The organism is Chroococcus sp. FPU101 (assembly GCF_017312365.1).
In the GTDB taxonomy this organism is placed as follows: domain Bacteria; phylum Cyanobacteriota; class Cyanobacteriia; order Cyanobacteriales; family Microcystaceae; genus Chroococcus.
On the sequence record NZ_BLJI01000014.1, the window covers coordinates 1 to 23,356 of the forward strand.

General features: G+C 37.9%; 20 protein-coding genes. 11 read left to right on the top strand and 9 right to left on the bottom strand.

Going from position 1 to position 23,356, the window contains the following annotated elements:
* Positions 1-131 precede the first annotated feature (131 nt).
* The 3 genes from CFPU101_RS13545 to CFPU101_RS13555 all read left to right on the top strand — a co-directional run bounded on the left by CFPU101_RS13545 (position 132) and on the right by CFPU101_RS13555 (position 1,455).
* Positions 132-443: a hypothetical protein gene (locus tag CFPU101_RS13545; RefSeq protein ID WP_206815877.1), complete on the top strand. Its 312-nt coding sequence runs from the start codon at positions 132-134 to the stop codon at positions 441-443.
* 544 nt (positions 444-987) lie between these two features.
* Positions 988-1,128, top strand: coding sequence for a tetratricopeptide repeat protein (locus tag CFPU101_RS26285; RefSeq protein ID WP_206815878.1), 141 nt, complete (start codon positions 988-990; stop codon positions 1,126-1,128).
* 90 nt (positions 1,129-1,218) lie between these two features.
* Entirely contained in the window at positions 1,219-1,455 is a 237-nt protein-coding gene (locus CFPU101_RS13555) for a tetratricopeptide repeat protein (protein WP_206815879.1), read from the top strand.
* A 47-nt stretch (positions 1,456-1,502) separates the two neighbouring features.
* Here the strand turns inward: CFPU101_RS13555 and CFPU101_RS13560 are convergent, their stop codons facing one another.
* Positions 1,503-1,775 carry a hypothetical protein gene (locus CFPU101_RS13560; protein WP_206815880.1) on the bottom strand — a complete coding sequence of 91 codons (273 nt, stop codon included), beginning with the start codon at positions 1,773-1,775 and terminating at the stop codon, positions 1,503-1,505.
* Positions 1,776-2,012: 237 nt separating this feature from the next.
* On the opposite strand from CFPU101_RS13560, the gene CFPU101_RS13565 reads away from it, so the two are divergent.
* On the top strand, positions 2,013-3,686 hold the full coding sequence (locus CFPU101_RS13565) for an NAD(P)H-quinone oxidoreductase subunit 4 (protein ID WP_206815881.1): 1,674 nt from the start codon (positions 2,013-2,015) through the stop codon (positions 3,684-3,686).
* 143 nt (positions 3,687-3,829) lie between these two features.
* Here CFPU101_RS13565 and CFPU101_RS13570 read toward each other — a convergent pair whose 3' ends face one another.
* Positions 3,830-4,573, bottom strand: a complete 744-nt coding sequence (locus tag CFPU101_RS13570) for a DUF1995 family protein (RefSeq protein ID WP_206815882.1) — start codon at positions 4,571-4,573, stop codon at positions 3,830-3,832.
* A gap of 250 nt (positions 4,574-4,823) precedes the next feature.
* Between CFPU101_RS13570 and CFPU101_RS13575 the strand changes: the two genes are divergently transcribed.
* The gene (locus CFPU101_RS13575) at positions 4,824-5,765 is read left to right on the top strand and encodes a site-specific DNA-methyltransferase (RefSeq protein ID WP_206815883.1); all 942 of its coding nucleotides are present in this window, start codon (positions 4,824-4,826) and stop codon (positions 5,763-5,765) included.
* Here the strand turns inward: CFPU101_RS13575 and CFPU101_RS13580 are convergent.
* From CFPU101_RS13580 to CFPU101_RS13600, 5 genes are all read right to left on the bottom strand, one after another.
* Positions 5,728-6,279 (bottom strand): restriction endonuclease, encoded by a 552-nt coding sequence (locus tag CFPU101_RS13580; RefSeq protein WP_242577960.1) that lies wholly within the window; start codon positions 6,277-6,279, stop codon positions 5,728-5,730. The two genes, CFPU101_RS13575 and CFPU101_RS13580, sit on opposite strands and share 38 nt — an antisense overlap.
* On the bottom strand, positions 6,269-6,481 hold the full coding sequence (locus tag CFPU101_RS13585; RefSeq protein ID WP_206815884.1) for a helix-turn-helix domain-containing protein: 213 nt from the start codon (positions 6,479-6,481) through the stop codon (positions 6,269-6,271). Before CFPU101_RS13585 ends, CFPU101_RS13580 begins: the two co-directional genes overlap by 11 nt.
* Before the next feature lie 231 nt (positions 6,482-6,712).
* A complete protein-coding gene (locus tag CFPU101_RS13590) occupies positions 6,713-7,879 on the bottom strand; it encodes a cysteine desulfurase family protein (protein WP_206815885.1) in 1,167 nt (388 codons plus the stop codon).
* Positions 7,880-7,945: 66 nt separating this feature from the next.
* Positions 7,946-8,290 carry a hypothetical protein gene (locus CFPU101_RS13595; RefSeq protein WP_374191954.1) on the bottom strand — a complete coding sequence of 115 codons (345 nt, stop codon included), beginning with the start codon at positions 8,288-8,290 and terminating at the stop codon, positions 7,946-7,948.
* 258 nt (positions 8,291-8,548) lie between these two features.
* On the bottom strand, positions 8,549-9,148 hold the full coding sequence (locus tag CFPU101_RS13600) for a triacylglycerol lipase (RefSeq protein ID WP_206815886.1): 600 nt from the start codon (positions 9,146-9,148) through the stop codon (positions 8,549-8,551).
* 279 nt (positions 9,149-9,427) lie between these two features.
* Here CFPU101_RS13600 and CFPU101_RS13605 point away from each other — a divergent pair, with 279 nt between their 5' ends.
* The 6 genes from CFPU101_RS13605 (at position 9,428) to CFPU101_RS13630 (ending at position 19,409) form a co-directional block, all read left to right on the top strand.
* Positions 9,428-11,734 carry an ATP-binding protein gene (locus CFPU101_RS13605; RefSeq protein ID WP_206815887.1) on the top strand — a complete coding sequence of 769 codons (2,307 nt, stop codon included), beginning with the start codon at positions 9,428-9,430 and terminating at the stop codon, positions 11,732-11,734.
* The gene (locus tag CFPU101_RS13610) at positions 11,682-12,125 is read left to right on the top strand and encodes a response regulator (protein ID WP_374191955.1); all 444 of its coding nucleotides are present in this window, start codon (positions 11,682-11,684) and stop codon (positions 12,123-12,125) included. The genes CFPU101_RS13605 and CFPU101_RS13610 overlap by 53 nt, the downstream gene beginning before the upstream one ends.
* Positions 12,126-12,162: 37 nt before the next feature.
* The gene (locus CFPU101_RS13615; protein ID WP_206815889.1) at positions 12,163-13,326 is read left to right on the top strand and encodes a hybrid sensor histidine kinase/response regulator; all 1,164 of its coding nucleotides are present in this window, start codon (positions 12,163-12,165) and stop codon (positions 13,324-13,326) included.
* Between the two features lie 238 nt (positions 13,327-13,564).
* Positions 13,565-14,992, top strand: a complete 1,428-nt coding sequence (locus CFPU101_RS13620; RefSeq protein WP_206815890.1) for an efflux RND transporter periplasmic adaptor subunit — start codon at positions 13,565-13,567, stop codon at positions 14,990-14,992.
* Between the two features lie 8 nt (positions 14,993-15,000).
* Complete coding sequence (locus tag CFPU101_RS13625; RefSeq protein WP_206815891.1) at positions 15,001-18,096, top strand: efflux RND transporter permease subunit; 3,096 nt, start codon at positions 15,001-15,003, stop codon at positions 18,094-18,096.
* Between the two features lie 506 nt (positions 18,097-18,602).
* Entirely contained in the window at positions 18,603-19,409 is an 807-nt protein-coding gene (locus tag CFPU101_RS13630) for a response regulator (protein WP_206815892.1), read from the top strand.
* On the opposite strand, the gene CFPU101_RS13635 is transcribed toward CFPU101_RS13630, so the two are convergent.
* Entirely contained in the window at positions 19,410-22,460 is a 3,051-nt protein-coding gene (locus tag CFPU101_RS13635; protein ID WP_206815893.1) for a response regulator, read from the bottom strand.
* A 214-nt stretch (positions 22,461-22,674) separates the two neighbouring features.
* Positions 22,675-23,328 (bottom strand): hypothetical protein, encoded by a 654-nt coding sequence (locus CFPU101_RS13640; protein WP_206815894.1) that lies wholly within the window; start codon positions 23,326-23,328, stop codon positions 22,675-22,677.
* Between the last annotated feature and the right edge of the window lie 28 nt (positions 23,329-23,356).

Here is a 23,356-nt window from a genome sequence, read left to right on the forward strand (position 1 = left end):
GTTGTTGTTATGGGTGCCATTGCCCCAGAGTTTAGAGATGCTTTTCTCTCTCGACTAGCGACAATTACCCCTCAAGGTGTATTTACAGGTAATACACAAATTTTCTTCACCTCAAAAGTTTACAAGAAAACGTGATACAACTTCGACAAGCTTATAGAACTAACTCAGTACAGATTGATTATACAGCGAGTAATATTCAAGCTGCTTATATGTTGGCTTATTTTCCTCAGTATGTAAATATGGCATATGAAATCTTTAAAAGTTTAGAGACTTTTCAAGATAGTAATACTACTGAAAATCTAAAAGAGGTTATAACAAGAAAGTTATTGGAAAATAATGAAGGATTAACAGCTTGCTTTTTTGCAGCAGGCCCCGCACCTGAATCAGTAGCACTGAGCATTTTATTAATGATCAATCAAATTTATCAAACAAAATACAATTAAATACTTTTGATATAAATTGGCATAGTTGGTCATTAAGTAGATATTTGACTAGAAACTATGTGCTATTTGAATGTAATTAACAAATTACGGGTTTAATTCCTCATCAAATTAATTTATTGTCAGAGAGAGCATTTATTCAGTACGATCAGCAAATCAGAAAAGCAGATATTTTATTTTTCCAAAATTGTTTGAATGAGTTAGTTTTATAACAAGAAGTTTTTTTAGACAATCTAAATTATTTATTTAGTGTTTTAAAAAATGAAGCAATTTTAATTATTGGTGATTTTTGTAATTATCCATCAGTAATGACTCTATTTCAAAGCATAGAAAATCTTGTTAAACAAAATTTGTCTTTAAGATTGCTTCGTTCTAGTAATATCGGAAATTTAAAAATACGTCATAATACTTGCTTACCTGAAATCATTAAAAATAATTTATTAACTGGTGTAAATAGCCTTATTCCTAGAAAAAATGTTTCTTTCAACTATATTGTTTTGTATAAACCCTGCTTAGTAATTCAAGCCAATTATTACTTTACTATAACTTGAGAAATCAAAAAATAAAAGAACTAAAGCACAAAGAAGCAATAGAAAATTTTACGAAAGTTCTTAGAATAAAGTCTGATTTTGCAGAGGCTTACAGCAAAAGAGGAATTGCTAAGTTGAAATTACAAGAAGAGTTATAAATAAGTGCAGAGTTTTTAGAATATCAAAGAATTGATGCTTATTATACTGATCTAGTTTTATATGCAGAAATAAATCAAGAGGCTTCCGAAGTGGATAAAAAAATTTTTGAATTAGCTCAAGAAGCATTAGAAGATTTTACTGAAGCTATTACTCTTAATCCTAATAATGTAGAGAATTATTACCTAAGAGGAAATATTAACTATGATTTAGGACATTATCAAGCAGCATTTCAAGATTTTACAAAAGCTATCAACATTAATCCAGATTTATCTATAGCTGATTACTATAGGGACTTAGCTTTAGATGAATTAAAACGCTCTCGCTAGGTATTGTAATAAATTTGCTCAAATTAACAAATTTTAAACTAAGTTTGTCATTGATCAGGTTTTGGAGTTAAACGATCGAGGATATCAGTAAGGCGATCGTCGATTCGATCTAAATGACTAAGATGATCTGCTTGCATTTCATAAAAATCAGCTTGTGCTGCTGCTAAACGCGCCATCCATTCAAAAACACGGCGACGATCCTGCGCCCATTCTTTGCGTTCTTGATTAAATGCTTCACAATCTCTTGCTACCGCATCACTCAACGCTTGTATCGATTTAGCATTAGACTCAACAAGTTTTTCTAATCTATCTTCTGACATTCTATTTACTCCTGAACGGCATTTATACAGAATATTATCATTATCACTCTAAATCATTGCGATCGCCTATTCTTGGCTTTTGGATAGGGAAAAATAGCAATAGTAACCTGTAAATATAAATTGTTTAATTCATTGATAAAATACTATGGTTGTTTAGAGAAAAGAATATTTCACAAATGTTTACAAAGTTTAATACAATAGCAATATCCCAGATAGGTATTTATCCTCATTGTCATCATGTTCGAGCAAATTCCCTGGTTAAGTATTATTGTACTGCTTCCCCTCGTTGCAGCCTTCGCTATTCCTGTATTACCTGATAAAGACGGCAAAACAGTACGCCTATTTTCTTTGGGCGTAGGTCTTGCGGATTTCGTCTTAATGTGCTTTGTATTTTGGAAAAATTACGACGTTAGTAATTCTAGTTTTCAACTAGCTGAAAAGTATGATTGGGTACCACAAATTGGCTTTAGTTGGTCGGTTTCGGTCGATGGCTTATCGATGCCTCTGGTACTCTTAGCAGGACTTGTAACCACGCTTTCGATCCTAGCATCGTGGCAAGTTGATCGCAAACCTCGTTTATTCTATTTCCTCATGTTATTGCTGTATGCGGCACAGATTGGGGTTTTTGTTGCCCAAGATGTTCTCTTACTGTTCATCATGTGGGAATTAGAACTGGTTCCTGTTTACTTACTGGTTTCCATTTGGGGCGGTCAAAAACGCCGTTATGCTGCGACCAAATTCTTACTATATACTGCTGCTGCATCTATATTTATTTTAATCGCGGGTCTAGGGATGGCACTCTATGGTGGTGGACAACCGACCTTTGATATGTTTGAACTCAGACTAAAAGATTATCCCCTTGCTTTAGAATTATTCCTTTATGCTGGTTTATTGATTGCCTTTGGTGTCAAACTAGCGATTTTCCCTTTACATACTTGGTTACCCGATGCTCATGGTGAAGCTTCTGCACCAGTCTCGATGATTCTTGCGGGTGTATTACTAAAAATGGGTGGATATGGTTTAATACGCCTCAATTTAGGTTTATTGCCTGATGCTCATGTTTACTTTGCACCCGTCCTCGCAATGTTAGGTGTTATTAATATTATCTACGGTGGATTTAGTTCTTTTGGTCAGACGAACATGAAACGTCGTCTAGCTTATTCTTCAGTATCCCATATGGGTTTTGTTCTACTTGGTATTGCATCCTTTACAGATGTCGGTATCAGTGGTGCAATGTTACAAATGCTGTCTCATGGTTTAATTGCTGCTTTACTCTTCTTCCTCGCTGGTGTTACATATGATCGCACTCATACCCTCTGGATGGATGAAATGGGTAGTATTGGTAAAGTAATGCCGAAAGTATTCGCTTTATTCACTGCTGGTGCAATGGCATCTTTAGCCCTTCCAGGAATGAGTGGGTTTGCGAGTGAATTAGCGGTATTTGTCGGAGTAACAACCAGTGATATCTATAGTTCACCGTTCCGTACTGTAACCGTTTTCCTCGCCGCAGTTGGTCTAATTCTAACGCCAATTTATCTCCTTTCGATGCTCAGACAGGTCTTTTTTGAACCGGGTACAGCCCCCACCTGTGAGATTGAAGGAAAAAATCTTAGACTTGGTGAAGATGAGGCGGTGTGTTTTGGAACTAACTGTGTATTACCGATGAATGCAGTTTACAGTGATGCAAGACCTCGTGAAGTGTTTATCGCGGTTTGCTTCTTGGTTCTCATTGTTGGAATTGGGTTCTATCCGAAACTAGCGACACAGATGTATGATACGACGACGGTAGCGGTTAATTCCCAAGTGCGTCATTCTTATACTGAAATCGCTCAAACCAATTCTTATAAGTTTGCTCAAGGGATTTTATACCCCCACATGGTGGAGTCTGAAGTTGCATCTATTGTTGAATAACAAAGGTGTAGAACAGGCGATTGTTATAGAATGAGATAGATATAAGACGATCGCCTGTTTAAGATTCAAAGTCAAATTCAGTTAAAGACAGTTTTGAGGTCGCCACAACATAATTCAAATGTTCTATTACACTTTTTAACTGATTACTGATTCAAGGCTTTTAAGATTCGTTGCATATTCCCTAATAATCCTGTTTTTCTTGGTTTCGGTGTTTCTGTAGTCGGATTAGGCTCTTTTTGAATCGCACGATTAACGATGATCTCTAAAGTATCACCTGCGGGTTTTTGCGTTTCTTCGGCAATTAGTTCATATGCTCCATCTTTTTCTAGCCACACTTGCCATAAAGACGGATAAGAACGCAAGACAATTACGTCTTCTAGGGGCCTAAAATAATAAGCAGAAGTCAGACTATTTAAAAAACGTTCTCGTAGCTGTCTAGCAGCAAATCCAATTCCAACAATGGAAACATCTTCTAATTGAGGAATTAGAAGAATAACAGGGCGATCTTCTGCTAAATTACACAATTTTTCGACGATTTGCACTTCTGTTGAAGAAGGACAAATTAGTAAAAAGATTTGGTCATCAGGTGAGATTTTTGTTTCTATCCCTGTAAAACGACTTCCTAAATCAGTAACTTTAAACCACGTTTCACCCCAGTCACGACGTGCTAAGGCGGCGGCTCCCGTATCCGCGAAGATAACTTTTAATCCCGATTGATAAGATTCAAATAAGGACGCAAATTCTAAGGCTAATGGTTGTGCTTCTAAAGCAATTTCTGGAATAACTAACTCAATTTGAATCCGTCTTAATCCGTCTTCTAAGGCGAGTTTTGTCGCTTCTTTTGCCTGATTAATTGTTTCTTCTAATGTATTAGGAACTTGTAGCATTTTGATTAAGTTATTAGGTTTAATAGATTAAGAATAAATCTTTAGATTATGTCTTTATTGTTTAATGTTACAAATTTTTATGGGTGTAGAACGTTATAGAATCGTCACAAATTTTTACTTTGCTAGACCGTAATAATCAAAAATCATCAAATTTTAGCAATAAAGTTAACTCAAGTTTATCATTATAGTTGACATTTTGACTCAAAATGAATACTATAAGTATCATCTTGCTTGAATGATTTTCTAGAAAATGAAAAAAGTTCCTTTAAATCAAATATTGCTTGGCGACTGCCGACAAGTCATGCAAACACTTCCAGAAAATTATGTTTCTGCGTGTATTACTGATCCTCCTTACAATTATGAATTTATTGGTCACAAGTGGGATAACTCAGAAATTAAAAGACGTATTGAAAGAATTAATAAGAAAAACAATAAAACTTTAGTTAAAAATATTCCTTATGGTAGTGGTTTAGCTGGCGGCGTAAGAAATAAAAAATGGTATCAAAGAAATCGTAATAATATACTGGATTATGAAAAATGGTGTTTTGAATGGGGTGAACAGCTTTTTCGTATTTGTAAACCAGGTGCAACAGTTCTTGTTTTTAACAGCACACGTACTGTAGCCCATGTACAAGTAGCACTTGAAAACGCTGGTTTTTATGCAAGAGATATGCTCGTTTACAGAAGATCAAGTGGTATTCCTAAAGGTATTAATATTAAAAAACAATTAGAAAGAAAAGGCTGTGATAATCCTGAACAGTGGGAGGGTTGGCATAGCTGTCTTAGAAACGAGTGGGAATCAATTTGTGTATTGCAAAAACCTCTTGTTAATAATTATATAGAAACTTTACTAGACTATGGTACTGGTCTTTTTTATACTAAAACTCTAGACGGTGGTTTTCAATCTAATATTCTTGAAGGCATCCCACGGGAAAAAGAAGAAGACTTTAATCTACACTGTACAGTTAAACCAATTGCTTTAATGAAAAAGCTTGTTGAAATATTTGTCCCTCCCTTAAAAGACTCAATTATTATTGATCCTTTTGCTGGCTCAGGAACCACATTATTAGCAGCTAAAGAATTACAAATTAACTACATTGGTGTTGAAATAGTACCTGAATATGTAGAAATAATTAATAAGCGACTCGACAAATTTATCGGTTCACAGGGTATGCTACCGCTCTCGTACTAAGAAATAATTTTAAATCAAAACCGCTAATTTGTTGAATAAAATTGAATGAATCATCCCCAGTATAAACTGTCCACTTTCCAACTTTACACGCTTTAATAGCAGCAGGTAGATTATCTTCTCTAAGAATTAAAAGTACTGGTTCATAGTTAAAATTTCTCAACAAAGAGCCATAAGATTTGATTGTTTTATGTTTTCCAGAGTCACCTGAGCCAATACGATATTTTGTATCTATTGCAAATTGACCTACAATAAGATCACAAGGTTCATCTTTGTCTACTCTCAATGCTGGTTGAAAATTTTGACAATATGTTTCACACGTTTTAATAACTAACTTCTGCCAACACATACCGAGTTGGCGTCCCCAATACTGTCCGTTTTCTCTTTTTAGTGCAGGAGGAATGCTAAATACATTCATCAATAAATCATCTTCTTCATTTTCTGCGCCATAAACCTTTTCAATAAAAGAATTTTGATACTTTTCTAAAATATTTTCTAGTTCTCTTTCAGTCATCATTACTCACTAAATCAGCTAGATTTACAGATAAAGCATTAGCTATCTTGTTTGCATTAATCAAAGTTATGTTTCTTTCACCACGTTCAACAGAGCCGATATATGTACGATGTAAATTGCATAAGTCTGCTAGTTCATCTTGTGAAAGTTTTTTAAGTTTTCTAAAGTATCTTACTCTCTCACCAAATTGTTTTGTAATGTCCATACGCTGGTTAAGTTAGAGTCTTATTTCTGAAAAATAAGTAAATGTCAACAGACTATAAGTATCATAATTGGCTTTAATGAGCTTCATTTTCTAATAAAATACGATAGAAAACTTTAATTTTGCTAAAAATTATTTTTAAATTGTCCACGTTTGCGTTGTTCTTTGTTCGACAGATTGTTTAATTAAGTTGAATAAAATCATTACATCACAACTAAGAACTTTACACAATAACTATCTAATAACCGCCAAAGGGGGAATTAAGCGATCTAAAATTTGTTTTAAAACCATTGCTGTCCAGTCGATATCTTCTATGGTGGTTTCTCTGCCTAATGTTAAACGAATTCCACCTAGAGATTCTTTGGAGTTATAACCCATCGCTAATAAAATTGGACTGGGATTAAGTTTACCACTATGACACGCTGAACCCGAACTAATGCCGATTCCTGCGAGATTCAGTTGACGTACCATCGTTTTACCTGTAATCTGCTCAGACTCAGGTGCAACTACAATAAAACTGACATGATGAGGCAATCTATAAAGTCTGTCACCTGTGGGAATGAGATAGGGACAATCGGCGAGTAAATCGAATAGACGATCGCGTAAACTAATTAAACGTGGGGTTTCTGTTTCTAATTCTGTTGCTGCTAATTCTGCGGCGACTCCAAAAGCGGCTATAGTTGATACTGCTTGTGTACCTGATCTTAAATGATTTTCTTGTCCTCCACCCCCCAGTAAAGGCACTAATTCCACTCCTTCTCTAACATACAATGCACCTGCACCCTGTACACCATAAAGTTTATGACTGGATAGGGAAAGAAGATCGACGTTTAATTGTTCTATATTAATGAGTAATCTTCCCGCGACTTGTACCGCGTCAACATGAAAAAGAATTCCACGCGAGCGGGCAATGTGGGATAATTCTTCAATCGGTTGTAGGGTTCCGACTTCACTTTGTCCATAGATAATCGATACTAAAACGGTATTCGGTTGAATCGCATTTTTTAAATCAATGGGGTTAATTCTACCAGTTCGGTTGACTTTTAACTGGGTGACTTCCCATCCCCATTCCTCTAAAAGTCGTGCAGGTTCAGAAATTGAAGAATGTTCTATACTCGAAATAATAATGTGTTGGGGTGTTTTGTACTTTCTTGCTACTCCCATAATTGCTAGATTATTCGCTTCAGTTCCTCCAGAGGTAAAAATAATTGATTCTGGATCTATTGCGTTAATTAGACTAGCGACTTGTATTCTAGCGGTTTCGACTACAGTTGCGGCGTTGTTTCCCCAAGTATGTAAACTTGAAGGGTTTCCCCAGTGTTGGGTTAAAACTGATTGTAATTTTTCTTTAACTTCTGGACGTGGTGGAGTGGTTGCACTGTAGTCTAAATAAATTTGCATACGTTACCAGAGGTCAAATCAATAGTTCACCATTTTCTATTGTACTATTTTCCATTTCGTCTTCTTTCATCCCCCAGGCTTACACACGTTATAATCCTCATGAGAGATTACAGAAACAGGAACTAAAAACGTTCCATAATCACGACAAAGTAAACGATAATGACGTGTCACGGGAATACTAATAATAAAGCGATCGTGACGTAGACGTTTACCATGGTAATCCCTATAATTTCTGTGATTTTCTAATCCCTCAATAATGTCTCTTGCTTTAAGAACAACATTTTTAGGTAGTGTTCTCAAATCAATTGGATCTTGAGCAAAAGTCGCTTCCCAAGAATTTTTTTGTTGTTGCCTATCTTCCCACGTGATCAGATTTTGATCACAAGTATACTTTTTCTTTCTTTTGGACATCATAATCTGAATGAGGATTAGCGGTTACTTTAAGTGGGTAAAAAAAGTAAAGTTTATCCTTCAGTAGCTTTCCTTAGGACTAAAAGAAATATTTTCTTGACCCGCGATCGAAAGATATCTATACTCAGCATACAAGGTTCAATGACTCTAAATTCTTTAAAGTCTTAACCAAGATATAAATTAATATAACTCTGTATTTCTAAAATATTTGTAAAATTAGCTTCTAATCTAAACTTTTCTCTTCTTTTGTAACCTCTATTACATAATTGGTTCGAGTAACGCTTCCTTAATTGCTTTGAGTACCCGTTGATCTTTAACCATCCACGCATGAAGGATAACTGGTATCTGGATTTCTCGTCCAATGCCTAACAAAGTACTACTAGCAGGTACAATCATTAAATCGTAGGGTGTCCAGATAAAAGTACATTTGATTTGATTTAATCGATGTTGGCAATCTTGATTTAAGTCTTTGATAAAATCACTATCGGGACGCATTTGGACAATTCCAGGTAGGGGTAATGAATATGCGATCGTTGTTCCTCGATTAGGTGCTGAAATATTAATATAGCGTTGGACTTTTTTGATTCCTTCTAATCGTTGTAAATAATATCTTGTAATTAAACCACCCATACTAAAGCCAATAATATCAATAGGTTGGTCTGCTGGAAAGGTATGAGTAATATATTCAGCCAGTTGTAAAGCTAAGATTTCGAGTTTAGCACTCCCATAATTAGGAATTAAATTAAGTGAATGAACTAACCAGCCTGATTGAGCTAAATCAGTCGATATTGTATCAAACACGGTGACTGTATCATAAAGCCCATGAACGAGAACAACTGGATTTTTAGCAATTGTCATCAAGTTTTATAACGAAATAATAACAAATATGAATTTATTATATCATTCACATCTTTTCCTTACAGTTGCTTGAAAAAACAACGCAATAGTTAATAGAAACTCAAAGAGGAATTAAAAATCTGTAAGCTATACTACTATATAGCCAATCCAACCCTTAGATAAAAATAGTTATTATTACTCATTCCATTGATAGCTAAATTGGTTCATTTTTTTAGCTTAAACAGAGAAAACAAAACCCAAAAGGGTAGAGAAAAAAAGAATTTTTTAGGAGTAAAACTTATGACTCAGGTAGACTTTTCCGCTCAAAATCCTGATCTAGCTCGTCTCGAAGAACCGATTCATTTATATCATCAAATTCAACCTCATGGTGTTGTTTTTGTTCTAGATGAACCCGATTTAAACATTGTCCAAGTAAGTAGTAATGCTCAACAGATTTTAGGTTTACAAATTGACGAAATTTTAGACGCTAACTTAGAAGATATTTTTGATTCTTTCCAACTTGAACGCATCAAAGAAGGGATTCAAGACGACAATTTTGATTTTCTCAATCCGTCTAAAGTTTGGGCTAGAGTTCAAGGGGATGAATATGTAGTATTTGATGGCATTTTCCATCGTAATTCTCAAGGAATGCTCATCCTAGAATTAGAACCTGCGATCTCTTATGAAAATATTCCTTTTTTGAGTTTCTATCATCTAGCAAAAACTTCGATTAATAAACTTGAAGAAACATCCACACTTAATGATTTTTGTCAAGTGATTGTTCAAGAAATTCGCAAAATGACCGACTTTGATCGCGTCATGTTATATCGATTTGATGAAGATAATCACGGTGATGTGTTAGCAGAAGATAAATTAGATGAATTAGAATCTTATTTAGGTTTACGTTTTCCTGAAACAGATATTCCTAAACCCGCAAGACAATTACTAAGTTCTAATTGGATTCGTTTGATTCCTGATGCGAAAGCTTCATCAGTTCAACTCATTCCTGCAATTAATCCTATTATTGAGCAACCGATTGATTTTACCCATTCGATCCTCAGAAGTGCCTCACCTTGCCATTTAGAATATCTTCATAACATGAATGTGGGGTCTTCTCTGACGATTTCTCTAATTAAAGATCAAAAACTTTGGGGAATTATTGCTTGTCATCATCAAACCCCGAAATATGTATCCTATGAATTGCGTAAAGCTTGCGAATTCTTAGGACGTGTTGTATTTTCTGAAATTTCCTCCCGTGAAGAAACCGAAGATTATGATTATCGGATGAGACTAAATTACACTCAATCGCTTTTGATTGATTATATGTCCCAAGATGATAATTTTATTAATGGTTTAGTCAAACATAACCCCAATCTTTTAAGTGTTACCAGTTCCCAGGGTGCAGCGATTTGTATTAGTGGAAATTATACCTTAGTCGGTAGAACACCCGAAGAAGAAGAACTAAACTATCTCATTCAATGGTTACAGAATAATGTAAATGATGAGATCTTTTATACAGATTCTTTACCGCAGATTTATCCAGATGCAATAAAGTACAAAGATATTGCCAGTGGACTTTTAGCCATTCCAATATCTAAACGAAATTATGTTCTGTGGTTCCGTCCCGAAGTCATTCAGACGGTAAACTGGGGAGGAGATCCCAATAAAGCGTTCTCTACGACTAATAATAATGGTAATCTCCGTTTGTGTCCGCGTAAATCTTTTGAATTGTGGAAAGAAACAGTACGTTTATCCTCGCTTCCTTGGAAACAAGTCGAAGTCAATGCAGCTTTAGAACTCAGAAAAGCGATCGTTAACATTGTACTGCGACAAGCGGATGAATTAGCCCAACTCGCACAAGATTTAGAACGGTCTAACGCTGAATTGAAAAAGTTTGCCTATGTTGCATCCCATGACTTACAAGAACCCCTTAACCAAGTCGCTAACTATGTACAATTGCTAGAAATGCGCTATCAAGGGGAACTCGATGAAGATGCGAAAGAATTTATCAATTTCGCCGTCGAGGGTGTTAGTTTAATGCAAACTCTGATTGATGATGTTTTAGCTTATTCTAAAGTGGATATGCAGGGAGTAGAATATCAACTGACTAATGCTGAAACCGCTTTAGACAGAGCTTTAGCTAATCTACGGGGACGAATTGCCGAAACAGGTGCTAAGATTACTCATGATCCCCTACCGACGATTTTGGCCGATAGTACACAATTAATGCAATTGTTCCAAAATCTGATCGGAAATGCGATTAAATTCCGTAGCGAACAACCCCCAGAAATATCCATTAGCGCACAACGCTTAGAGGATGTCTGGTTATTTGCGGTACGTGATAATGGAATTGGAATCGAGCCTCAGTTTTCTGAACGAATCTTTGTCATTTTCCAACGTCTGCATACACGGGATGAATATCCAGGGACTGGAATGGGGTTAGCAATTTGTAAGAAAATTCTTGAGTGTCACAGAGGACGAGTTTGGGTAGAATCTGAACTCGGACAAGGAGCCACATTTTATTTTACCATTCCCATAGGAGGCCGTGAACGTGATCGCAGAAGAGGTCGCCAAGCACAAAATTATCTTGTTGGTGGAAGACAGTAAAGCTGATATCCGCTTAGTTCAAGAAGTGCTGAAAAGTAGTTCTGTCTCTCATGAACTGATTATCGTCAGGAATGGGATGGATGCAATGGCCTATTTGCGCAAAGAGGGAGAGTATAGTGATGCTCTCCGTCCTAACTTAATTCTGCTCGATCTTAATCTTCCCCGTAAAGATGGTCGAGAAGTGCTTGCTGAAATTAAATCTGATCCTGAATTGAAAAGAATTCCAGTTGTTGTTTTAACGACATCGCGCAACGAGGAGGACATTTATTATAGTTATGAATTGCACGTCAATTGCTACATTACTAAATCTCGCAATCTCAATGAACTGTTTAAAATTGTCAAAGGGATAGAAGAATTTTGGTTAAGCACAGTCACCTTACCTTTTGAATAAGCAAAAATAGTTAGAGGAGGAACAGGGATATATAACAATGATTTCGTCTGATATCATCCGTGTTTTGCTAATCGAAGATAATATCGCTGAAGCAAGACTATTACAAGAAATCCTCAAAGGTTCCCAACCTAAACAGTTTAGTTGGTCTCATGTGCAACGTCTTAAAGATGGACTCAAACAACTAAAAAATCAATCTTTTGATGTTATTTTACTTGATTTAACTCTTCCCGATAGTCAAGGGTTAGATTCTGTTGTTTCCTTGGTGCAAACGGTTCCACAACTTCCGATCGTTGTTCTAACCAATACCAATGATGATCAGCTTGCCTTAGAATCGTTACGATGTGGAGCGCAAGATTATTTAGTAAAACGTCAGGTGAATTTAGATTTGTTAGTCCGTTCCTTGTGTTATGCAATTGAACGCAAACAAACCGAAGAAGCGTTACGAGAGACTAAAAAAGTACTAGAAGTACGAGTACAAGAACGCACCGCAGAACTTATCAAAGCACAGGAACTTAATCTACTAAAAACTGAATTTGTTTCGATGTTGTCCCATGATTTTAGAAATCCTTTGAATACGATTCTTTTATCAGCAGGATTGTTAGAAGACAGTCGCGATCGCCTAACCAAAGAGCAACAAATATCTTATTTTCGCATGATTCGTACCGCGATTAAAGATATGGATCAATTATTAACCGAAGTTCTTTTAATTGGTCGTGCCGACTCAGGACGGTTACTGTGTCAGTTTGAAGCGATTGATTTAGAATATTTTTGTAAAAGAATAGTTGAAACTCTACAACTTAGTAGTAAAGGAAAACATCAAATTATTTTGACGACTCAAGGCAATTTACAAGAGGGGTTGTGGGATGAAACATTACTACGGCATATTTTAACAAACTTGATTGGCAATGCGATTAAATATTCACCCGAAGGTGGAACGATTCATCTTACCGTGATTGCAGAAGCCGAACAAATGATTTTTGAGATCCAAGATCAAGGAATGGGTATTCCTACTGAAGACCTCAACAATCTATTTAACCCCTTCTATCGTGGAAGTAACGTCGATCTCATACCAGGAACAGGTTTAGGACTTGCGATCGTACAGCGATGTGTCGAAGCTCATCAAGGCACAATTAAAGTAGAAAGTCAAGTAGGACTCGGCACAAATTTTACACTGATTTTTCCGATTATTTCCTTCGACTAACTTTCCTATCAATAAAACTTTAGAAGCGTTGGACAAAGATAAAATTTCTTCGGTTAATCACTCTATAGATCGCATAGCTTTTAGACTATCTCTTTGACTGTATTTTTAAGTGCACCTAAATTTATTCCTTTTGAAGATCCTCCATCTCCCCAGAGTGAAGCAGTTTTAAGTTATATTAAAATATAGAAACAAAAGTTTACATACATCGAGTTCCCGTTCACATCGCAGAGGGCTAGACGTGACGCAAGATATCTTTAAGAACAACGGTAACCAACCCCCAACTGAAATAGAACACGAATATCAATTCGATGCGACACCAACCAAAAAGCGTAATCAGTCATCTTTACTGTCGGGTAGTAAAGGTGTTCTAGTTGGAATTGGATTAGGTGCCTTATTAACCTTGGGCGGTACAAAATTTTTCGCTCAACCTAAACAAACTGAAGCCCCTCAAAGCGTTGCCCCCACAGCCCAAGCCCCTGCCCAAAGTGTGACGGTTTCAACCGTTCAACTATCCCCCATCAATCGTACACTTAAAGCAACAGGTACCGTTACGGCCGATGAATTGATTACCGTCAATGCTCAAGCCAATGGATTACAAATACAAGAAATCTATGTCGATGAAGGGGCATCGGTCAGCGCAGGACAACTTTTAGCCAGATTAGATGATTCTATTCTACAAGCCCAGTTAGCCCAAGCCCAAGCCAGTGTCGCCCAAGCCCAAGCCCGTTTAGCTGAACTGAAAGCAGGAACTCGAACCGAAGAAATAGCAAGAGCCAGAGAATCAGTCAGACAAACAGAAGCCGAACTAACTCAAGTAAAATCAGATTGGGACTTAGCGAAAAAAAGACTATCGAGAAACCAAACCCTAGAAGCAGAAGGAGCGATCGCACGAGATCGACTTGATGAAGCAATCAACGATGAACGTAGTAAACTCGCCCTAGTCCGCAGAACAGAAGCCGAACTCAGAGAAAATCAACAGCAACTAGCCGAATTACAAGCAGGGCCGCGTTCTGAAGTCATTGCTCAAGCAACAGCCCAACTCGCCCAAGCTAAAAGTCAAGTCCAAGTCATCACCGCCCAACTAAAAAATACTCGTATTATCTCCCCAGTCAACGGCAAAATTACTCAACGCAATGCCAGAGTAGGAGATACCACTAATGCTTCATCACAAGGGGCTTTATTTGAAATTATCGAAGCAGAACGCTTAGAATTACACCTCAAAATCCCTGAAAATCAATTAACCGCCATTCGTATTGGTCAAAAAGTTGAAATTACCTCCGATGCCGATTCAAGCCTAAAACTAATAGGTACCATCCGAGAAATTAACCCTGTAGTTGATATAGAATCGCGTCAGGCAACGGTGAAAGTTGATTTACCCTTTTTCGGCTCCCTCAAACCTGGAATGTTTCTACGGGCTTCTATTGTGACAAATAGCGCAACAAGCATAACGGTGCCGATGGATGGAATTTTACCCCAGTCGGATGGAAAAGCAATTGCATACATTATCCAACCCAACAACACAGTCATTGCTCAAACCGTTAGCCTAGGCGAAATTCTACCCAATAATCAGATCGAAATCACCAACGGATTAAATGTAGGGGATCGCATTGTGATCAAAGGTGCAGCTTATCTTAATGATGGCGACAAAATTCAGATTAAATCCTAACTTAAACTATGTCCTTTAATCTATCCACTTGGTCAATTAAAAACCCGATCCCGATTTTAGTTAGTTTTCTTGTACTAGCGTTGGCGGGATGGTTTTCTTTTATTAGTTTAGGCATTGATCGTAATCCTAATATCGACGTACCCGCAGTGATTATTACTGTAACGCAACCGGGTGCGGGGCCAGTGGAACTCGAAACCCAAGTCACCAAAAAGATCGAAGATGCGGTGGCAGGTTTAGGGAATATCGATCAGATTAGCTCAAACGTTGCCGAAAGTTCAAGCACTACTACCGTTAATTTTGTCCTTGGAACCGATAGCAACCAAGCAACCAATGATGTTCGTAATGCGGTTGCCCAAATTCGGCAAGATTTACCGCAAGATATCAATGAACCTATTGTTAAAAGATTAGAATTTTCTGGTGGCTCAGTCATTACCTATGCCGTATCATCAGATAAGCGCTCGGTAGAGGAACTAAGTGATTTAGTTGATCGCAGAATTAGCCGAGTTTTAGCCAATGTCCAAGGTGTAGCACAAATTGATCGCATTGGTGGAGTAGATCGAGAAATTAGAGTAGACTTAGATCCCAGTCGCTTGCTCGCATATGGTATTACCGCGACACAAGTCAATGATCAGATCCGCAATTTTAATATTAATTTACCTGGGGGACGTTCTGAAGTTGGTGGCAGTGAACAAACCGTCAGAACCCTTGGCAGTGCGAAAACAGTAGCAGATTTAAGCAATTATCGCATCGTTTTACCCAATGGTGATAATGTTCCGCTTGGAAATTTAGGAAAGGTAGAAGATAGTTATGCTGATCCGCGATCTTCGGCTTATCTTAATGGTAAATCAGTTGTTGGTTTCTCGGTTTTACGAAGTAGTGGTAGTACCTTAGTCACGGTTGAAGAAGCAGTTAGGGTTGCGATCGCTAATTTAGAACAAAGCTTACCTGATGATCTTAAATTTAATCTCGTTTTTACACGCGCCAAAGATATTAAAGAGTCTTATCAAGGAACCCTTAATGATTTAATTAGTGGTTGCATTTTAACCGTTATTGTGGTAGGGCTTTTCCTCAGAGATTGGCGGATGACGCTGATTACTGCGATCGCACTTCCCCTATCGATTATTCCCACATTTTGGGTGATGCAAGCATTTGGCTATACCCTTAACGGTATGACATTACTGGGTTTAGCCCTTGCTATTGGGAACTTAGTCGATGATGCGGTTTGTATGGTGGAAAATATCGATACTCACCTACAAGAAGGAAAAACACCCTATCAAGCTGCTGTCGATGCCTCTAGTGAAATTGGGTTAGCGGTTTTAGCATCTGCGGCGACTATTATCGCTGTATTTCTCCCCGTCGCATTTATGGGAGGTATACCTGGACAATTTTTTAAACCCTTCGGTGTCACTGTATCTGTTTCTACGATCTTTTCCTCCCTCGTTGCCGTAACAATTACGCCGATGGTCAGTGCGTATGTACTGAAACCCAAAAGAGTCCAAAATTTAGATCAAAATACATATACTTCGGGTTGGGGTATTTATCGTCGTTTACTCAAATGGGCGTTACATCATCGTATTACAACACTGATTATTGCGATCGTCTTTTTCATTGGTAGCTTACAACTCATTCCCTTCATTCCTCAAGGTTTATTTAGTAGCCCCGATACAGGTTTAAGTACTGTTACTGTGGATCTTCCTCCTGGTTCAACTCTTGCTGATACAACTAATGTCGTTCAAGAAACCACCCAGTTATTACGCAATAATTCTGAAGTGAGTAGCGTTTTAGCCAATATTGGGGGCAGTAAAGTTAACACCGCAACAGTATACGTTAATCTGATTCCCAAAGATGAAAGAAATATCTCTCAACAAGAATTTGAAGAGAAAATGCGCTTAGAATTTAGAGAAATACCTGGGGCGCGGGTATCTTTTCGGAGTCAGGGCGCGGGAGGTGGTAGTAAAGACGTTTCTATCGTCTTAAAAAGCGAAAATGGCGAATTATTAGCACAAACGGCGAACACCTTAGAACGACAAATGCGAAGTGTTCCAGGTTTAGTCGAAGTCACTTCGAGTATTAGCCTAGTTAAACCTGAAATTATTATTACACCCGATCCCATACGGGCGGCGGATCAGAATGTCTCGGTACAAGCGATCGCACGTACAGCATCTCTCGCTTTGATTGGGGATAATGATTCTAACTTAGCTAAATTTAATTTAAGCGATCGACAAATTCCCATTAGAGTTAAAATTGCTTCTATTGAACGGAGCGAAATTGACACGCTAAAAAACTTAAGAGTTCCCAGTTCTGATGGTACCCTAGTTCCGTTGAGTTCAGTTGCTAATATTAGTTTAGGAAGTGGCCCTGCTGAAATTGAACGCTTTAACCGCAGTCGTCGTGTGGAATTAGGGGCAAATTTAGAAGGATTATCATTAGGGCAAGCATTAACGAAAATTCGCGCTTTACCTGCAATGAACCCCTTACCCGCAGAAGTCACAGAAGAACCTTTTGGGGAAGCGAAAATCATGCGAGATATCTTTAGTCGCTTTCTAGCGGCTTTAGGTTTAGCGGTATTGGGAATTTATGGCGTTTTAGTGCTACTGTATAACAATTTCCTCTATCCTGTGGCAATTTTAACCGCTTTACCCCTTTCCATTGGTGGGGCATTTTTAGGGTTACTCATTGCCCAAAAAGAATTAGGATTATTTGCCTTAATTGGTATTGTCTTATTAATGGGGTTAGTGACTAAAAATGCGATTCTTTTGGTCGATTTTGCCCTTGCTGCCTTACAAGAAGGAAAATCACAATACAAAGCCACTCTAGAAGCAGGTATTAGCCGTTTACGTCCGATTATGATGACTTCTGTTTCTACGATCATCGGTATGATCCCTATTGCTCTAGAATTGGGTGCAGATGGCGAAACTCGTAGCCCAATGGCGATCGCAGTTATTGGTGGTTTTACAACATCGACGCTATTAACCTTAGTTGTTGTGCCTGTGATTTTTACCTATATTGATACTTTCTATCGTAGATTGCAAAAGATGTTTGTGAAAAAAGACAGAAAAAAGATTATACATTATTCACAAGACAACTTAGGTAACAAAAGTTAAAATCGATAAAATAATCAAGATTTTATTGCTAAAGATGAACATTTTTTTGATAGTGAAAATTCACTTTGTTTTCTAGATAACAATATTCAAAAAAAGTGTAATTTTTCTATAAATTAATCACCTTACCTCACCTGCGCCAGCCCTCACCAATCATAAAGAAGACTAGGTTGAGGGGTAAAAATAATCATGTTTTTAAAAGTGATTTGATCAAAATAAAATCTGTCTTTCCACAAGTGGAGAAGAGAAAAGAAAAAAGTAAAAATAATCATGTTTTTAAAAGTGATTTGATTAAAATAAAATCTATCTTAAGATTGATTTATAAAAATTAACATACACATAAGATTACGAGTAGCCCGCTTATTACTCCTATTGAAAAACAAGATATTTTCTTGCTTGGAGAATAACGGAAAAAATTTAATTTATCATAAGGCATCAGTTCACCTGATCTTCTTTAAGCCCCGCCACAATTTTTAGTTAATCGCTCAATCACTTAGGCTATAAAATTTATGGCAGATATATTGTTAATTGAGGACGACTCATTAAATCGTGATTTATTTCAAGAATTTTTAGAGTCTCAAGGATATAAAATCATTAGTGCCGAAAATGGGATTAGCGGTATCAAGCAAGCCAGACAACATTTACCCGATCTGATCTTGTGTGATATTATTATGCCTGAATTAGATGGCTATGGTGTTCTTAATCAACTGCGTCAAGATCCAACAACATCCTTAATCCCGCTAATTTTTCTGACGGCGAAAACAGCAAAAGTTGAATATCGTCAAGCGATGGAATTAGGAGCAGATGATTATTTAACTAAACCCCTAATGCCTGAAGAATTATTAGCAGCCGTTTCGGCACGACTTCAACGAAAAGCCATTCTTGAACGCTGTTATTTAGCGCGGTGTCAAGACGTATTAAATGAAGTTCACAAAAACTCCATTGATTCGGCATCAAACTCAATTCCCACGCAACAAGAGATAACATCTATTTTTCCGACGGTTTCCCCTTTTAATGAGGTTTTTAACTTTATTGAGGCTAATTATCATCGAGAGATTTCTTTATCAGACGTAGCACAAGCAGTCGGCTATTCCCCTGCTTATTTGACTAACCAAGTTAAACAAGAAACAGGACATACTGTCAATCGATGGATTATCGAACGCCGTTTAGTAGAAGCTTGTACATTACTCAGAAATACAACATGGTCAGTAGAACAAATTGCGACTACTGTGGGCTATTCTAATGCAAGCTATTTCTTTCGTCAGTTTCGCCAATATCGAGGAATTACACCCAAAGCTTGGAGAGAAGAAAAATAGTTACGTGACAAATAGGCTGCGTAGAGCCTTTAATAATTCGGTTTCCGTATAAGGTTTAGCTAAAAAAGTAGAAACCCCCAAATCGGTAATATTATTGAGCTTACTACTCGATGCAAGCCCGCTAGTCACAATAAACTTGAGTTGAGGATTGATTTTTTGTAAAGCGCGAATCGCCGTGATTCCATCCATTTCAGGCATCATGAGATCGATTAAAACAACATCAATCTCATGCTGATATTGAGCATAAAGAGCGATCGCTTCAATTCCATCATTTGCAGTGAGCGTCCGATAATTATGCTCCTCTAATGCCGATTGAGCGATTTCTCTGATCAGAGATTCATCATCAACAATTAAAATCATTTGTCCATTGCCATCAGATAATTCGATGAAATCTGTCGGCTCACTGACTTGAGTCTCGACAGCTGGTAAATAGACTTTAAATTCACTACCTTGATTAAGAACACTTTTAACTTGAACAAAACCCCCATGATTTTTGACAATACCCAAAACCGTAGAAAGACCTAATCCCGTTCCTTTTCCCTGTTCCTTCGTCGTAAAAAAAGGATCAAAAATTCGCTCTTTAATTTCGGGTGCAATACCCGTACCTGTATCAGCGATCGCAATAGACACATAAAGCCCTGAATGCGCTTCTAATTCCATCCGAGCATAAGTCTCATCAAGCAAAAAATTTTCCGCCGTAATCGTCAGATTACCGCCTTCTGGCATCGCATCACGAGCATTAACAATTAAATTCATAAATACTTGATGGAGTTGAGTTGCATCCGCATGAACCGTCCATAACTCCTGTTTTGGGTAATTAAGTTGAATTCTGATCAATTTAGGAAAGGTTTTTTGAGCAACTTGGATCGTCTCCTTTAATAAATGCTTAATTTGGACATAGCTACGCTTTCCTTCTTCACCATCTCCACAAGCAAAAGAAAGAATTTGAGCGACTAAAGAGGCACCCCGACGACTACTATCTTCTAACATCATCAAACGTTCTTGAGTTTGCGTATCCAGAAGAGGGAATTTTTGTCGTAGTAAGTGAGCAATAAATAGAATCGGTTGCAGGATATTATTGAGGTCGTGAGCAATACCACTGGCTAGAGTTCCTAAACTTTCCAAACGTTGAGCGCGATAAAACTGAATTTCGAGGTGTTTCTTTTCTGTAATATTAGTATTGACAACAAGTATCGATTGTGGTGCGCCTGTCTCATTGCGTACCAATGTCCAACGACTCTCTACAATAATCCTCTGACGCTCTAAGGTCAGTTGTTCTAATTCCCCATACCAGATACTTTTCTCGATCACAGTATTTAAGTCGGGTTCGGTCTCAGTCGCAGAGTTATTGTAGAAAAGTTCACAAGTTTTTTTTCCCAAAGTTTCCGAAGCAGACCAACCGTATAAACGTTCAGCCCCTTGGCTCCAAAATAAGATCCGATATTCCAAATCGCAAACAAAAATTGCGTCACTCGCAATATCAATCAATGCTGCTTGTTGTTGGATTTGCCGTTCTGCGTTTTTGCGTTCGCTGATATCGCGGAGGAGCCAACGTAGTCCTACTGGCTGTCCTTGCGGATTTTTCATGCAAGTCATCGCTAAAACTGCATAAAAAGGGGAGCGCGATCGCGGATGAAGGCACATTTCCCAATTCTGTACCGCCTGCAATCGAGTTAAGCGCATTCTAAAAGTATCGCGGTCAGATGCGGCAATAAACACCGCTAAAGGTTTACCGACTAGGCGGGTTTGCGGGACACCTAGCAAAGTAGCCGCCGCCCGATTCGCCTCTCGAATTTTGCCATAAATATCAGTCACTAAATAACCATCAGGAGCTTCTGAAAACAAATCTTGATAGCGTTGGCTTTCGGCTTCCGCTAATTCACGAGCAGCAAGTAGGGCTTCATTTTGCTGACGGAGTTCTTCTTGCGTCACTTGGAGTTCATCTAGGGTTGATAGCAATTCCTGATTAGCACTGGCGAGTTGAACGGTTCGTTGTGTCACTCGTTTTTCTAAGAAATCACGCGCTTGTCGCAGTTCTTCTTCAATTTGTTGACGCTCCACCAGTTCATCTTGCAATTGCTCATAGAGACAAGATTGTTGAATCGCAATACCAACCTGCATCGCTAGTTGTTGTAGCCATTTGATTTCTTCTTCTAGCCATTGACGCGGAGATTGACAATGATGGGCAACCAATAACCCCCAGAGATTATCTCTTTGCAAAATCGGTACAATTAAATTCGCTTTCACTTGAAATTGAGCGAGTAGTTCAACGTGACAAGGTTCAAGTCCTGCTGTATAAATATCTGAGATAGCCTGTACCCGTCCCCTGCGATAGCGTTCAACATAACTAGCTCCTTCTTGAGGTTTGTTAAAACAGGGATCATGAATCAATGTTTCTCGAATAGATAACCATTGCTCACCAACGGATTCTACAGCTACTTGACCACTCCAGTCAGGGTTAAAGCGAAAAATCAACACTCGATCTGTATTCAAAAATTGTCGGACTTCCCTCGCGGTGGTGTTCAGGATTTCATCAAGTTGGAGAGATTGGCGAATTCGCTCGAGCATATCCATCACCAATCGTTGTCTAATTAACTGTTGCTGTAATGCGGTTTCTGCTTGTCGGCGTGCGCTCACATCTCTTTCTTGTTGACGATTTAGCTGTTCTCGCTTAATAGTACGAAGAATCGCCTGTCGCAGTGTTTCGGCTGTGGTTTTGCTCTTAATTAAGTAGTCGGAAGCCTCCCCTTTAATCGTCGCCGCCGCTATTTCTTCATTTCTTTGATCGGCTAACCTGACGACAGGTAGATCATGAGTACCACGAAGAGAGCGCAACTCATTCAAGATCTCTAACCCATCAAGTTCCAAGTCATAATCTAAGATGATCGCATCGGGAAATTGTTCACTACAGATCGACAGGGCTTGTTTTCTAGAACTCGCCTCTAAAATTGTGTAGGTATGATATTTGTCGTCTTGTAAATATTTACAATACGTCTGTCGGGCTATTTGGTTTTCATTAATAAGCAGGATGGTCAAAGATTCTTGAGACATGACTATTTTTTTGATGAGTAATGTTAGCTAAAAGTCAATCAGTCAGAAGATAAATATTTTGTCTTGGCTGACCATTCTTAAGTTGTACTTAAGCTAACAAAAGCTTCTCACTCCTAAAATCATCCTCAAAGTAGAAATCATCCTGTTTAGGCATCAAATCAATAAATAATATATTGCTTCTAATTCCATTAAAAAAGAAAATGCAATCGTTTTTCTATACTTTTTTTCGGAAAATATTTCGTTTTAGGAAAGCTGCACTACCCAAACCTAAAATCGCTTCTAGTCCAACTATAGTAGAAGGCTCTGGAACGCTGGTCACAAAGTCTAGAGTGACTGTCACAGGTCTTTCACCTCCTTGACGCAACCAGAATGAATATTGACCAGTAGGAAGGGGTGGTGTGAACCCAGTGGCACCAGGAGCGCTCGGACTTAAATTGGCTCGACCCATATCATCTAGAATATCTGTATTAAGCCTCTCTTGACCCACATCGATCCAGCCGAGTAAACCCGTAGCATTAGGCCCTGTAAAGACAAAATCGAAAACATTGCCTGTCTGAACCGCAAAAAAGGCCCCTTCATCTTCAGGAGTAAAAGATTTAAGGATAATTTGTTCTAGGGATAATTGCGACGGTACTTCAAATGTAAAATAATCGGTATCAGGAATGGTTTGTCCAAGGGAAAATGTAGCTGTCAGGCTATTGTTTCCTCGCTGTAATTGTCCCAAATCAGTCGGAATTAAACCATTATCCGACAAATCACCATTCACAGATTCATTCCAGACGGCGATCGCTTGTGCTGGTGCAGAAAAGCTTGATAAAACCCCCGTTAGCATTAACACTAAAGTAAATTGCAGTCGAGTAATGTTCATTCGCCAAAAACTCCTTAAATATTACATC